This is a genomic window from Rugosimonospora africana (genome assembly GCF_016862975.1).
Classification (GTDB): domain Bacteria; phylum Actinomycetota; class Actinomycetes; order Mycobacteriales; family Micromonosporaceae; genus Rugosimonospora; species Rugosimonospora africana.
The window spans coordinates 65,664-79,804 of sequence record NZ_BONZ01000013.1; the positions used below are offsets into that span (position 1 = coordinate 65,664).

Genomic DNA, 14,141 nt, shown 5'->3' on the forward strand with positions numbered 1-14,141 from the left:
CGTGACAGGTCGGTGGCGGCCCGGGCGCCGATGGTGGTCGCATGACAAGTTCAGCGATCGCAGTTTCGGGACTGCGGAAGGCATTCGGGGACAAGACCGTACTCGATGGCATCGATTTCGATGTCCCCGCCGGTACGGTTTTCTCCCTACTCGGCCCGAATGGCGCCGGTAAGACGACAACGGTGAACGTGCTGACCACGTTGATGAAGCCCGACGGCGGCACGGTACGGGTCGCCGGGCATGACATCGCGACCGAGACCAAGGCGGTACGCGCGGCAATCGGGGTCACCGGTCAGTTCGCGGCAGTGGATGAGCTGCTGACCGGGCAGGAGAACCTGCAGTTGATGGTGGACCTCAAGCGCCTCGGCTCCGGCGAGGGCAAGCGCGTCGTCACGGAGTTGCTGGAACGGTTCGACCTGGTGGAGTCGGCCCGGAAGCGGGTGTCCACCTACTCCGGGGGTATGCGCCGGAAGCTGGACCTGGCTATGACGCTGGTCGGGAAGCCCCAGATCATTTTCCTGGACGAGCCGACCACGGGACTGGATCCCCGCAGCCGCCGGACGATGTGGGCGATCGTCCGCGAGTTGCTGGCCGACGGCGTCACCATTTTCCTTACCACTCAGTACCTTGAGGAAGCCGACCAGCTCGCCGACCGGGTGGCGGTGCTCAACCAGGGGCGCCTGGTTGCCCAGGGCACTCCGGGCGACCTCAAGCGGCAGGTGCCCGGCAGTCACGTCCGGCTCCGGTTCGCCAGCACTGTCGAGCTCGACGCGGCGGCGCGGGTCCTGACCGGTTCGACCCGGGATGACGAGGACCTGACCCTGCGGGTGCCCAGCGACGGCGCGACGAAATCGTTGCGGGTCCTGCTGGACCGGCTCGATGAGTACTCGATCGACGCCGAAGAGTTCTCGGTGCACACACCGGACCTCGACGACGTTTTCCTTGCCCTGACCGGCCACGCCAGCACGGAGGTAACCGCACGATGAGCACCGATTCTGTCACCATGTTGCGTCGCAACTTCAAACACATCGCGCGGAATCCGACCTCGGTGTTCAACGCGGTCCTGATGCCGATCCTGATCATGTTTATGTTCGTGTACATGCTGGGAGACGCTTTCAACGTCGGCGTCGACTACATCGACTACGCGACGCCGGGGCTGATGCTGCTGGCCGTCTGTTACGGGCTGGGAGCCACCGCGACGTCGGTGAACTCCGACATGACGAGGGGCATCATCAACCGGTTCAAGGTCATGGACGTGCGTCGCGGTGCGGTGTTGACCGGTCACGTCGTCGCCAGTCTGCTGACCAATCTGATCGCCATCGCGGCCCTCATCGGAGTGGCCTTCCTGCTGGGATTCAGCCCGTCGGCGAGTCTTCTCGACTGGCTCGGCGTGGTCGGCATGATCGTGCTGCTCGGTTTCGCGGCCGCCTGGCTCACGGTCGCCCTGGGATTGGCGGCGAAATCTCCGGAAACGGCGGGCATGGCCGCTGTACCGCTGGTCTTGCTGCCGTTCTTCAGCAGCGCGATCGTACCGGCGGACAAGATGGGGGCGGGCATCCGGCAGTTCGCGGAGTACCAGCCCTTCACGCCGATCATCGAGACCATGCGTGGGTTGCTCAACGGCGCACCGTCCTCCGGTGACGCGATCGCCGCCATCGCCTGGTGCATCGGAATCGCTCTCGTCGGGTACCTGTGGGCGCTTGCCACGTTCAAGAAGCGAGTGTGACCGCGACAAGCTGGGACCAGCTCGTCTGCGAGCCCTCCCGCGTCGCCTCGGCGAACCTCGTGTCGCCGAGGCGGCGCCGCGCGGCCTGCTCGATCCGGGCCACATCCGGGTCGGACCGATCCGGCAGGCCGCGCACGCCGGCGCTCGCCGCGAGCAGCCGCGCGGCCTGCTCGTGCTGGTCGCGACGCAGTGCCAGGTCCGCGACCCCGACGAGTACCCGCGCGATCATGGGTGCGTACCCCGCCTCGGTCGCCGCTTCGCAGGCCGCCACGCGGTGCGCCCGGGCCTCGCCGAGATCGTCGGCGAGGTAGCCGAGCAGGTCGTGCGTCACCGCCCGGATGCTCGCCCGCTCCGCTTCGTCGCGCAGCATGGTGGTCGCGATGCCGAGGTGCTGGTGCGCCTCCCCGGCGTTGCCGCGCCAACGCGCGAGTTCCGCCTTCACCAGGGCCAGCTCCGCCAGCGCATCGGGCCAGGTGACCCGTTCCGCACACCGTTGCGCCTCGGCCAGGGCGGCCACGCTGGAGTCCTCATCGCCCAGCAACCAGTACAGCTGAGCCTGTCGCGACCGCATCCGGATGACATCCTCAATGGCGCCGAGTTCGGTGACCACCGCGATCGCCTGTTCGTAGTGCTCGCACGCACCGGCGAACTCACCGCGCACGGCGGTCCGCTCCGCCAGTTCGCTCAGCGCGAACCAGATCCCGAACCGTTCGCCGAGCGCCCGGAACTCGCTGAGAGCCAGCTCGAGATGCGCGTCCGCGTCCCGCCCCTCATGGCCGAGCGCGATCCGCATCTTGCCGAGCTGGAGCCGGGCCAGTGCGCGTACCCAGGCGTCCTCGTCGTCCAACAACGGTTCCCAGACGGACAGGAGGTTGTCCGGCCCCTGCAACATGCCTTCCAGCGGGGCGATCAGTCCCAGCCGCGGGTCGCGGGACTGAGTGCGCTGGCTGAGCCGGTACGCCTTGTGGATCCACTCCGCCGCCTTCTGCTCATCGCCTCGCCCGGAGCCCAGGAAATGTACGACAAGCGCGTACACGATGGCGCGGGCCTCATCGGTCACCTCGCCGGGAACTTCGGTGGCCGCGGTGAGCAACTCGATGCCTTCGGCCTTGTACCCGCGGAGCCACCAGTACCAGCCGGCGGCCCCGGCGAGCCGCATCGCGCCCTGCGCCTCGCCGGCCGCGAGCGCACCACGCATCGCGGAACCGATGTTGTCGTGCTCGACATCGAGTACGGCGAGCCATTCCAGTTGCTCGACGCGGCGAAGACGCGGGTCCGCGGTCTCGGCGAGTTCGGTGACGTAGGCGAGATGCGCGTGGCGCACCAGGTCCGATTCCCCCGCCTCCGCGAGCCGGTGCCCGGCGTACTCCTTGATGGTGCCGGTCATCCGGTAGCGCGGTGCGCTGTCGCCCTCGGCGAGCAGCAGCGACTTCTCGGCCAGTGCGGTGAGCGACTCGAGCACCTGGTCCGGCTCGACCCCATCGCCGGCGCAAACCCGCTCGGCCGCTTCCAGGCTCGCCCCGCCCGAGAACACCGAGAGCCTGCGCAGGACCATCCGTTCGGCGTCGCTGAGCAACTCCCAGCTCCAGTCCACCACCGCGCGCAGCGTCCTGTGCCGCGGCAACGCGGTGCGGCTGCCGCCGGTCAGCAGGCGGAACCGGTCGTCGAGCCGGTTGGCGAGCTGATCGATGGACATTGTGCGCAACCTGGCCGCGGCCAGTTCGATCGCCAGCGGCATCCCGTCCAGCGCCCGGCAGACGCGCGCCATCGTCGACAACGTGTGGGCGTCGGCCGTGAGATCCCTGCGCACCGCGCCGGCCCGGTCCCGCAGCAACCGCACGGCCGGGGAGGACTCGATCTCGCCGGGGCCGGCGTTCCGTTCCGGCAGGTCCAGCGGCACGACCGGCCACAGCGCCTCACCGGTGATGCCGAGCGGTTCCCGGCTCGTCGCCAGGATCCGCAGCCGCCGGCATTCCCCGAGCACCCGATGAGCGAACGCGGCCGCCGACTCGATCACGTGCTCACAGTTGTCCAGGATCAGCAGCGCCTCTCGCTCGCGGATCGCGGCGATGAAGCGGTCCGTCAGATCCGCGTTCAGTGCCCCGCCCAGCAGGGAGTCCCGGAGGCCGAGGCCGGCGATCGCCGGCTGCGCCACGTCGTCGTCCGCGCCGATGGCAGCGAGTTCCACCAGCCAGGCCCCGTCGGGCAGGTCGTCGAGCAGCGTGCGCGCGGTCTCCGTGGCCAGCCTGGTCTTGCCCGAGCCGCCCGGCCCGATCAGGGTGGTGAGCCGGTGTTCGGCGACGAACTCACGAACCACGGCGAGATCGGCGTCCTTGCCGACAAAGCTGGTCAGCTCGGCGCGCAGGTTGGTCTTCCGGCTCTCCTCCGGCCGTCCCAACTCGCCGCGCAGCAGCGCGACGTGCAACGCGGACAGCTCCGGTGAGGGGTCGACGCCCAGCGTGTCGGCCAGGGTCTCTCTCGTGCGCTGGTACACGAGCAGCGCCTCGTTGTTGCGACCGGTCGCGACAAGGGCACGCATCAACGCGGCGACAAGCCGTTCCCGCACCGGATGCGCGGCCACCAGATCGGTCAACTCCGTGACCAGCTTCACACCGTGGCCGGACTCGATCTCCGCGTCGAACCGATCCTCCATCGCGGCCAGGCGCAGTCCCTCAAGCCGGGTGACCGCCGCGTCAAACGCCCCACTGTCGGGCAAAGCGACGTCCTGCATGGCCGTACCGCGCCACAACGCCAGGGCCTCGCGGAGCCGCCGTACCCGCCGCGGATCCTCGTCACCGCGGGCCTGGCCGACGAGGCGCTCGAACCGTACGGCGTCGACGGCGTCGGGTTCCACCCTCAACCGGTAGCCGTCCGGCTGCCCCTCGACCGACCCGTCGGGCAGCACTTTCCGCAGCCGGGAAACCAGGCGTTGCAAGGCATTCGCCGCGTCCGACGGCGGGTGCTCACCCCAGATCCAGTCGACGAGCGTCGCCTTCGGGACCGCGTGACCCGGTTCGAGCGCGAGGGCGATCAACAGCCCGCGCAGCCGGTCCCCCGGCACGTCGGCGAGGACGCCGTCGTCCGTACGAACCTCGAATGGCCCAAGCATCCCGATCTGCACCTGGCAGATTTTGCCACGGGCGGCTGGCGGGTCAGCGGCTGCCGACCCGGCGCCGCCATGGGGAGTCCCCATGGCGGTGAGCCGGCTCAGCGACGCCGAGAGGTCGGCCCCGCTGCGGGATCGTCAGGTCCTTCCGGTCTGCGCGTGCCTGTAGGTCAGCCGGCGCAGCAGGTGCTCGGCGGGCCCCCGGTACCGCCAGCGGTCCATCGCCCAGGCGGCCAACACCGAGACTGTCCACACCCCGAGTCCGGCAAGGAGCGCCGGGTAGGTGGAGCCGCCCAGATCAAGGGCGAACGGGGCAAAGAGGATCATCCACGCCACCGACTGGAACAGGTACCCGCTCAGCGAGCGCTGGCCCAGTGCGGCGATGGCGTTGACGACCGGCCGGCGACGGTCGGACAGGCGCAGCGCCAACAGGCCGATCAGGGCCACATAACCTGGGCCGCCGTACTCGCCGCTGACGTCGTGCAGCAGCGACAGGATCTTGATGGTCCCGGCGTCCGCGTGCACCAGGCCGGCAGCGATCAGCGCGTACGGCAGGGCGCCGAGCACGACGATGGTGAGGCATCCGATCGCGGTGCGGCGCAACAGGACCCGGTGCGCCGCCGGGTTCTCCAGGATGCGGCGGCGCGCGGCCCACATGCCGAGCCAGGCGATGACGATGATCGGAATCACCGTCAGGGTGTGCTGGGGCCACTCCGTCAGCCGATCCAGCACCGAGCGGCCGTACGAGGTCGCGGCCAACGATGGGTCGGGGATGTTGGTGAGGATCGCCCGGCCACTCCTGCCATGGACGAGTACCAGGACGGGCAGGACGATGAGGTACGCGAGCTGCGCGGTCCACAACCACAGGACGACGCGGTGGAACCGGTCGCCGCGGCGCAGCAGGATGAGCGTGGCGATGACGCCCACGATGCCGTACGCGCCGAGGAAGTCGCCGAAGTACAGCAGCGTGCCGTGGAGGACTCCGAAGCCGAGGAGGAACGCGTTGCGGCGCAGCAGAATGCGGCGCGCGTCGGTACCGGCGGCCTCGTGGCGACGCGCCAGTTGCACCAGTCCGTAGCCGAACATGACCGCGAACACCGGGTACGCCCGGCTGTGCACAAAGGTCACCATGAAGAAGTTGACGACCCGCTCCCACCCGTGCGGGGTACCGTCAATGCCGGGCTGACCGGCGAAGGCGCAGTTTGCCGCGTTGGCGAGCGCGATGAACAGCAGCATCGCTCCGCGGGCGAGGTCGGGAGCGAGTGCCCGTTCGGCGCGCTGCACCGGCCCCGCCACGGTGGTCCGGGCGGCCAGGGTTTCTGTCATACACCGAGGCTCGGCCATGGAAGCCGCGAAATCGCTGGGGCCCGACCCCGTCTTCGACGTAGGTCTACACCCCCCACCCGTCCCTTGCCGGCACCGCGCGAACCCTGGGCGGGCGCCGTCGCGGGTATGGCTGGCCATACCCCACAAGACGATGGCGCGCTGTGTGTCGGGCGGGGCCGCGTTCCCGAAGGCTTGATGGCATGCGGAACACGGTGGTTGACCTGTTTGACGTGGTGAAATGTTATCCGGGCGTGCGCGCCCTCGACGGGGTGTCGGCGGGGTTCGCGGCGGGCACGTTCTCGGCGGTGATGGGGCCGTCCGGCTCCGGCAAGTCGACGCTGTTGCACTGTGCGGCCGGTCTCGACCGGCCGGACAGCGGCCAGGTGAAGCTCGGCGGACACGAGATCGGTCGGCTGCGCGAGCCGAAGCTGACCGAGACGCGGCGGCGTCTGGTGGGGTTCGTCTTCCAGACCTACAACCTGCTCGACTCGCTGTCGGTGTGGCACAACGTCCTGCTTCCCCAGCGGTTGGCCGGGGTGCGGCCGGACCGGGCCTGGGCGCGCGAGGTCGTGCGCCGCGTCGGCCTGAGTGGACGCGAAAACGACCGGCCGGCTCAGCTTTCCGGAGGCCAGCGCCAGCGGGTGGCCCTTGCCCGGGCACTCGCCGCCCGACCCGAGGTGATCTTCGCGGACGAGCCGACCGGTGCGCTCGATCTGGCCACCGGCCGCGAGGTGTTGGGTCTGTTGCGGGAGGCCGTCGACGAGTTGGGTACGACGATCGTCATGGTGACCCACGACCCGGCAGCCGCCGCCTGGGCCGACCGGGTCGTGTTCCTGGCCGACGGCCGCGTGGTCGCTCAGCTCGACAACCCGTCGGCGGAGAAGGTCGCGGCGCAGATGACGGCGGTGAGCGCCCGGTGATACGGCTCGCGATCGGCTCCCTGCGGCGGCACCGCGGGGTGTACGCCGGCACCTTCCTGGCGGCGATGCTCGCCGTCGCCCTGCTCGCCGGCGCGGGCATGTTGCTCTTCTCGGTGCTGACCGCGAAGCCGCCGGCCGACCGGTTCGCCGCTGCGCCGCTCGTCGTCTCCGGTGCCCGCCAGGTCAGCGTCGCGACGGAGACCGTCAAGCACAAGAAGGAGGGCAAGACCAAGCTCAAGCGCAAGGTGAAGAACGAACGGCTCACCGGCGCCGGCACGCTGCCCGCCGACCTTCCCGCACGGATCGCGGCCGTGCCGGGCGTCACCGGCGTGGTGGCCGACGCCGCCTTCCCGGTCCAGGTCGCGGGGCCCGATGGCATGCCGCTGCGCGGCACAGATGGCGCCCCGGTCATCGGTCACGGCTGGCGGTCGGCGGTGCTCACGCCGTACCAGCTGAGAAGCGGCCACCCACCCGCGCACGGCGAGGCGGTGATCGACGCCGACCTGGCTGCCCGCGGCCGGGTCGCGGTGAGCGACACCCTGCACGTCACCACCCGGACGGGCGAGTATTCGGTACGGGTCAGCGGCATCGCCGCGCCGGCCGGACGCGACGGCCTCGCGGCACAGGGTGCGTTGTTCCTGGCCGACGGCGACGTGGCCGCGGTGTCCGGCCTGGCCGGCCCGACCGCGGTGGGCGTGTTCGCCCGGCCCGGCGTCGAACTGGGGGGCGTCGTCGGCGACGCCGAGGTCTACACGGGCGACGACCGCGTGCGTGCCGACCTTCCCGGTGCGCTGCCCGACTACGTCGGACCGATCTCGATCTTCGGGTTCGTCATCGGGATCACCGCGTTCGCGGCCGTCTTCGTGCTCACCGGTACGGTCGCCCTCGGCGTACGGCAACGGCTGCGCGAACTGGCTTTGCTGCGGACCGCCGGCGCCACGCCCGGCCAACTTCGTCGCCTGCTGGGTCTGGAGAGCGTCGTGCTGGCCGCGCTCGCCGCGCTGCCCGCCGCGCCGCTCGGGATCGTGTTCGCCCGGGTCGTCGCCGCCCGGTTCCGCGCCCTCCACGCCGTCCCGGCTCAGTTCTCGGTGCGGGTGAACCTGCCAGTCATGCTGTTGGGCGCTCTCGCCGGGGTGCTGGTCACGTTCGTGGCCGCGCGGATCGCCGCACGCCGCTCGGTGCGCATCGCCCCGACCCAGGCACTCACCGAGACTGCCACCGCCCCGACCGGCGGCCTGGTACCGCGTGTGCTCGTCGCCCTGGTCACGACCGGCGGCGCGACCGCGATCCTGACGTTCGTGCCGCTCGGCGGGCCTCTGGGGATGGGGATGAGCTTCGTGTCGTCGGCCCTGTTGCTGTGCGCGGTCGCGGCGCTGGGGCCGTATCTGGTCCGCCCGCTGACCATTGCGGCCCGGCCGCTCGGGCTGGCGGGAATGCTGGCCCGGGCCGAATACCGGCGGGTCGCGGCGCTCGCGGTGCCGCTCGTGCTGATGTTCGGCATCAACGCCACGATGCTGCTCAACAGCACCCTGCTGGGCAAACTGACCGAGCAGGATCAGGTGGCGCGCGACGCGGTGGCGACCGCGCAGGTGACCGGTCCGGGTGGTCTTCCGCTGTCCACCGCCCGGAGGCTCGTTGCCACTCCGGGCGTCACCGGCGCCGCGGCGTTGCTGCCGACCCGGGTGATCGCGGTCAAGGGCGGCAAGCCGGAGGACTACCCGGCGCAGGGCCTGCTGGCCGCCGGGCAGAGCGCGCTGGACCTGGACGTCCGGTCCGGGGCGTACGCGGCGGACGGCGTGGGCGCGAGCGAAGCGATGGTGCGGCAGTACGGCTGGAAAGTCGGGCAGGTCGTGCCGTTGTGGCTCGCCGACGGCGTACCGGTCCGGTTGCGACTGACCATGGTGTACGCCCGGGCACGCGGCTTCGGCGATCTGGTGCTGCCGGCCGGACTGGTCGCGGCGCACGACCCGAGCGGGCTGATCAGCACGGTCGGCCTGCGCTACACGCCGGGGACAGCGCAACGGTTGCTCGCCGACTTCCCGAGCCTGCGCGTCACGCCGGCGGTCGGTGCCGCCGCGACCGGGGACGCGTCGGAGCAGCAGGGCGCCTGGGAGCTGATGGTGGTGATTTCGCTCGGGTTCACCGCGATCGCCGTGGTCAACACGTCCGCGATCGCCACCGCGAGCCGCCGCCGCGAGTACGCCGATCTACGGCTGGCGGGCGCGACAGTCGGACAGTTGCACCGTATGGCCGGGGCCGAGGCGTTGGTGACAGTGTTCGCCGGGCTTCTGCTCGGCGCGGCGGTGACCGGAGTGGTCGTCGGCGCGTTCAGCACGGCCCAGGACGGCGCGCTGAGGTGGCTCGTCGATCCGGCGACATACGCGGCGATGGCCGGTGGTGTCGCGGTCCTCGGCCTGCTCGCGGGTACGCTGCCCGCCCGCCTCCTGCTGCGCCGGCGCGGCTTGGCCACCGAGGCGTGACGGGATGAGCGGCTACGCTCGGCAGCGATGCGCCACGTGATCGCGAAGACCGGACGGGCCCTCGCCTACGTGGTGACGGGCCTGTTCGCCGGCGTCCTCGGCTTCGCCTGGAGCCTGGCCGCCACCCTCGCGGTCGTCGTGACCTCGGTCACCCACCTGGGCGGGCACGTCTTCCTCGGGGCCGCCTGGGTGACCCGTCGCTTCGCCGGTCTTGAGCGGCGCCGTGCCGGTTGGGTGCTCGGCGTCCCGATCGCCGCGCCGTACGTGCCGGTCACCGGCGATCGGGTCCGCCAACGGGTCGGCGCGGTCGCCGGGCAGCCGGCCACCTGGCGTGACCTCGCCTGGCTGGTCCTGCTCTTCCCGGTCGGCCTGGTCACCGGCGGGGCGGGACTGGTCGTCGCCCTGGTCGGCGTGGGCGTGGCGGTCGCGCCGACGTGGGCGTGGGCGGTGCCGAATCCGCACGCGCCGTTCCCGATGAAGCCACTGCTCACCACCACGCCGGGGCGGTTCGGGCTCGCCGTGATCGGCTTGGCCCTGCTCCCGGTGGTGCTCGGGATCGTGCGTACCCTCGCCGCCGGACCCGCCCGGCTCGCCGCGGCGCTGCTCGCTCCGGGCGAGCACCGGCGGTTGGTCGACGAGACGGCCCGTCTCGCCGAGACCCGCCGCCGGGTGGTCGACGCGCAGGCCGCCGAGCTGCGCCGCATCGAACGGGACCTGCACGACGGCGCCCAGGCCCGGATCGTGGCGGCCGGCATGACCCTCGCGCTGGCCGCCCGCAAGCTGCACGCGGACGGCGACGCCGCGCCCGACGTCGACCTGGCCCGCCGCCAGCTCGACGACGCGCTCGGCGAGCTGCGCCGGCTGGTACGGGGCATCCACCCGCCGATCCTCACCGACCGTGGCCTGCACGCCGCGCTGGCCGCGCTCGCCGGCGACAGCCCGTTCCCGGTGCAGTTGCGCGGCGACCCGGACGCCCGGTACCCCGCGGCCGTGGAGTCGGCAGCCTATTTCGTGGTAGCCGAGGGGCTTGCCAACGCCGCCAAGCACGCGGCGGCGACGGCCGGCACGATCGACGTCCTGCGCGCCGGCGACGTTGTGCGGGTCGAAGTCCGCGACAACGGCCGGGGCGGTGCCGACCCGACCGGCGCCGGACTAGATGGGCTGCGCCGCCGTGTCGAGGCGCTCGACGGCGGCCTCACCCTCACCAGCCCGGCCGGTGGGCCGACCGTCCTCTCAGTGGAGCTGCCGTGCGCATCGTGATCGCCGAAGACCTGTTGCTGCTGCGCGAGGGGATGGTGCGGCTGCTGACCGAGACCGGGCACACCGTGGTCGCCGCCGTCGACACCGCCGACGCCCTGGTCGCCGCGGTCGGCGAGCACCGGCCCGACCTGTCGGTCGTCGACGTGCGGTTGCCGCCCGGCTTCCGCGATGAAGGGTTGCGCGCGGCGTTGCGGATCCGGGCCGCCGACCCGGACGCTCACGTGCTCATCGTGTCGCAGTACGTCGAGCGGGCGTACGCGGCGGATCTGCTGGCCGACGGGCGCGGCGGGGTCGGGTACCTGCTCAAGGACAGGGTGACCGCACTCGACGACTTCCTCGACGCGGTGGAACGCGTCGCGGCCGGCGGCACGGCGATGGACCCCGAGGTGGTACGGCAGCTGTTCGCCCGCACCGGCGGGCGGCAGGGCATCGAGGCGCTCACCCCGCGAGAGCGGGAAGTGCTTGCCCTGATGGCGCAGGGGCTGTCGAACTCGGCCATCTGCACCGAACTGGTGTTGGCCCCGGTGTCGGTGGAGAAGCACATCGGGAACATCTTCGCCAAGCTTCAGCTGCCGCCGTCGGACGACGCCCATCGACGGGTACGGGCCGTCCTGGCCTATCTCAACGGGTGAAGAGCGGTCGGCGGCAGAAGGACCGCGGCGGCGCGCTGAAGCGCCGCCGCGACATCGGTGAAGGACGGTCAGCGGCGCCGGAAGCGGCCCAGGAGGCTGTGCGGGTACGGCAGCTCGCGGTCGCTGGCCGAAGTCAGCCGGTCCAGCTGCTCCGGCGACAGGGACCAGCCGGTGGCGCCGAGGTTGTCGTCAAGCTGGTCCCGGTTGCGGGCACCGATGATCGGCGCGGTGACCGCCGGCCGTTGCAGCAGCCAGCGCAGGGCCACCTGGGCAAGCGTGCGTCCGGTCTCGCCGGCCACCGCGCGCAGGGTGTCCAGGATGCTCCAGGTGCGCTCGTTGGCGTACGCGGCCCACTGCTCCGCCCCTCCCTGGCTGGCGGCCCGGTCCACTCGCGTGTCCGGCGGCGGGGCGCTCATGTCCCGGTGGTACTTGCCGGTCAGCCAGCCCCCGCGCAGCGGGCTCCACGGGATGACGCCGACGCCCTCGTTGCCGCACACCGGAATCAGGTCCAGCTCGGTGCCCCGGTCGAGGAGGTTGTACAGCGGCTGCAGGCAGGTGAACGGCTCCCACCCGTGCCGCATGGCGACGTCGATCGACTTCTGCAGCTGCCAGCCGGTGTAGTTGCTGGCGCCGAGGAACCGGACCTTGCCGCTGGTGACCAGTTGGTCGAGCGTGGACAGCGTTTCGGTCAGCGGGGTGGCGTCGTCGAAGACGTGCACCTGGTACAGGTCGATGTAGTCGGTGCCGAGCCGGCGCAGGCTCGCCTCGACCGCGCTGCGGATGTGTTTACGGCCGGCTCCGCTGTCGTTCGGCCCGGTGCCCATGGCGCCGTAGACCTTTGTCGCGATGACCAGGTCGTCGCGTGACCTGGTCTTCAGCCAGCGGCCCACAATCCGCTCGGACTCACCGGCGTGGTACACGTCGGCGGTGTCGATGAACATGCCGCCGGCGTCGACGAACCGGTCGAGCAACTGGTGGGAGGTACGCTCGTCGGCCTCGCGGCCGAAGGTCATGGCCCCCAGGCACAGTTCACTGACCTTCAGCCCGGTGGCGCCCAGAAATCGATACTCCATGGTCTGACGCTAGGTCTTCGAGTGTGCTCGAAGGCAAGCACGCGGAGACCGTAGTCCACTGTGGACGGCGCCTCAGCCCCGCTCGGCGAGCAACTGGACTCCCGAGCGATCGATCAGCAGCAGCGACGGGACCAGTTCACCGGTCGGGTACGGCGACGAGAGGACCATTTCGCGCAGCGTCTCCGGCCAGCCCGACGCCGCCCCGGCGACGGCCAGCTCATCGGGGCTGGGCAGCCCCACGACGATCCGCTCGTCGCCCAGCAGCTGCGACATCCGCTGGTAGAAGTCGGGCAGCGCCACGGCCGAGGCACACATGCCGCCGTCCCGCCGCATGGTCAGCAACTGGCCCCGCTCCGAGGAGTGGGCGTCGATCTGCAGGCCGCGCCGCAGCCCGTCGGCCGCCCGGGCGAACAGCTCGTGCAGCGGCGGCGCACCGAGCCGCTGATGGCCGTCGTGGGTCAGGTGGTCCATGCCGATGTTGCCCGTCGGGGTCGGCCCGACCGTGGCGAGCGCGAAGAACAGCCGCTCCTGAACCAGGGCCCAGTGCGGCATGGTCGAGCGCATCAGCGGTGCGTTCGGCGCCGACGCGCTCCACAGCACCGGCAACAACTCACCGTTCTGCCGCACGTGCTCCATCCGGCCGGCCGCGTCCTGCGCCTCCCGCCGCTGTTCGGCATCCGCCATCGCCTGCCGCGCCGCGGCGAACGCCGGCTCCCAGTCGCCGTCGGTGGGTCGGGTGAAGCTGTGGCTGAGTTCCGCCCGGGGAAAGGTTTCCGCGATGAAGCGGTTGTCCTTGTCCGACGCCTCCCACTCGGTGTAGATGGCGGTGACCTCGTCCGGCCGCGCGCGGTGCTCCCGTGACGCGCGGTCCCAAGCCTGCCGTACGCAATCGTCGGCCTGGGTCGGCGCCCCGGCGATCGCGTGCTCGCCCTCGCCGCGCGCGAGCAGGAAGACCACCATGTTCGTAGTGGGATCGGCGTTCACAGGGAGCCTCCTCGTCGTCCGGTAGAACCTAACCGACGCCGAAGACACGCGGGCCGCTCGGCGTGGCAGGGCCGCACCCGGTACGTGCGGCCCTGCGGTGCGGGCTCAGCCGCAGTTGCCCCAGCTGTACCGGCCGGCACCCTCCCAGTTGGTGCCGTACAGAACGTCGCCGTCGTACATCACACACTTGTCCACAGCGGAGCGCTGGATCGTCTCGTAGTACTTGAAGTTCCCGGACGCGTAGACCCAGGAACCGCCCTCTACCCGGATTCCGGCCTCCACACCGGTCGCCGAGCCCACAGCCACGCTCTTCAGGGTGGCGACACAGTTGTACCCGGTGCCGCTGTTGTACATCAGGTAGACGTCGCCCACCTTGGTGCCGTCCGGCGCGGTGATCGCCTGGTGGCCGCCGGTGACGCTGGCCCACGAACCACCGAAGTCGTTGCTGCATGCCTGTGCGGCGCTGTACGGGTTCGAAGCGGCGTGTGCGGGCGAAGCGAGAGCCACCGCCGCGACAGTCGCGGAAGTAATCGAGATGGCCAGTCGTTGCGCCAATTTGCGCACAAGGTCCTCCAAATGCTCTGGCGCGAAGATCGCGCGCATGAGCCGTCATGATCCCACAAGGCACGAGTGG

General features: G+C 71.1%; 11 protein-coding genes. 6 read left to right on the forward strand and 5 right to left on the reverse strand.

All coding sequences use genetic code 11. The features are described 5' to 3' along the window. Positions 1 to 41 precede the first annotated feature (41 nt). Both Raf01_RS06025 and Raf01_RS06030 read left to right on the forward strand, forming a co-directional pair. The gene (locus tag Raf01_RS06025; protein WP_203916724.1) at positions 42 to 986 is read left to right on the forward strand and encodes an ATP-binding cassette domain-containing protein; all 945 of its coding nucleotides are present in this window, start codon (positions 42 to 44) and stop codon (positions 984 to 986) included. After that, positions 983 to 1,726 (forward strand): ABC transporter permease, encoded by a 744-nt coding sequence (locus Raf01_RS06030; RefSeq protein ID WP_203916725.1) that lies wholly within the window; start codon positions 983 to 985, stop codon positions 1,724 to 1,726. Before Raf01_RS06025 ends, Raf01_RS06030 begins: the two co-directional genes overlap by 4 nt. Here Raf01_RS06030 and Raf01_RS06035 read toward each other — a convergent pair. Beyond that, a complete protein-coding gene (locus Raf01_RS06035; RefSeq protein WP_203916726.1) occupies positions 1,710 to 4,847 on the reverse strand; it encodes an ATP-binding protein in 3,138 nt (1,045 codons plus the stop codon). The two genes, Raf01_RS06030 and Raf01_RS06035, sit on opposite strands and share 17 nt — an antisense overlap. 123 nt (positions 4,848 to 4,970) lie before the next feature. Next, positions 4,971 to 6,158: a DUF418 domain-containing protein gene (locus tag Raf01_RS06040; RefSeq protein ID WP_203916727.1), complete on the reverse strand. Its 1,188-nt coding sequence runs from the start codon at positions 6,156 to 6,158 to the stop codon at positions 4,971 to 4,973. Positions 6,159 to 6,358: 200 nt separating this feature from the next. On the opposite strand from Raf01_RS06040, the gene Raf01_RS06045 reads away from it, so the two are divergent. The 4 genes from Raf01_RS06045 to Raf01_RS06060 are packed head-to-tail and all read left to right on the forward strand — an operon-like array spanning position 6,359 to position 11,450. Then, a complete protein-coding gene (locus Raf01_RS06045) occupies positions 6,359 to 7,078 on the forward strand; it encodes an ABC transporter ATP-binding protein (protein WP_203916728.1) in 720 nt (239 codons plus the stop codon). After that, positions 7,075 to 9,558 carry an ABC transporter permease gene (locus Raf01_RS06050; protein WP_203916729.1) on the forward strand — a complete coding sequence of 828 codons (2,484 nt, stop codon included), beginning with the start codon at positions 7,075 to 7,077 and terminating at the stop codon, positions 9,556 to 9,558. The genes Raf01_RS06045 and Raf01_RS06050 overlap by 4 nt, the downstream gene beginning before the upstream one ends. 27 nt (positions 9,559 to 9,585) lie before the next feature. Continuing rightward, entirely contained in the window at positions 9,586 to 10,818 is a 1,233-nt protein-coding gene (locus Raf01_RS06055) for a sensor histidine kinase (protein ID WP_239133408.1), read from the forward strand. Beyond that, positions 10,806 to 11,450, forward strand: coding sequence for a response regulator transcription factor (locus Raf01_RS06060; protein ID WP_203916730.1), 645 nt, complete (start codon positions 10,806 to 10,808; stop codon positions 11,448 to 11,450). The genes Raf01_RS06055 and Raf01_RS06060 overlap by 13 nt, the downstream gene beginning before the upstream one ends. Positions 11,451 to 11,518: 68 nt before the next feature. On the opposite strand, the gene Raf01_RS06065 is transcribed toward Raf01_RS06060, so the two are convergent. The 3 genes from Raf01_RS06065 to Raf01_RS06075 all read right to left on the reverse strand — a co-directional run bounded on the left by Raf01_RS06065 (position 11,519) and on the right by Raf01_RS06075 (position 14,014). Continuing rightward, positions 11,519 to 12,523, reverse strand: a complete 1,005-nt coding sequence (locus Raf01_RS06065; RefSeq protein WP_203916731.1) for an aldo/keto reductase — start codon at positions 12,521 to 12,523, stop codon at positions 11,519 to 11,521. Positions 12,524 to 12,595: 72 nt separating this feature from the next. Continuing rightward, a complete protein-coding gene (locus Raf01_RS06070) occupies positions 12,596 to 13,507 on the reverse strand; it encodes a hypothetical protein (protein ID WP_203916732.1) in 912 nt (303 codons plus the stop codon). A gap of 105 nt (positions 13,508 to 13,612) precedes the next feature. After that, the gene (locus Raf01_RS06075) at positions 13,613 to 14,014 is read right to left on the reverse strand and encodes a hypothetical protein (protein WP_203916733.1); all 402 of its coding nucleotides are present in this window, start codon (positions 14,012 to 14,014) and stop codon (positions 13,613 to 13,615) included. Between the last annotated feature and the right edge of the window lie 127 nt (positions 14,015 to 14,141).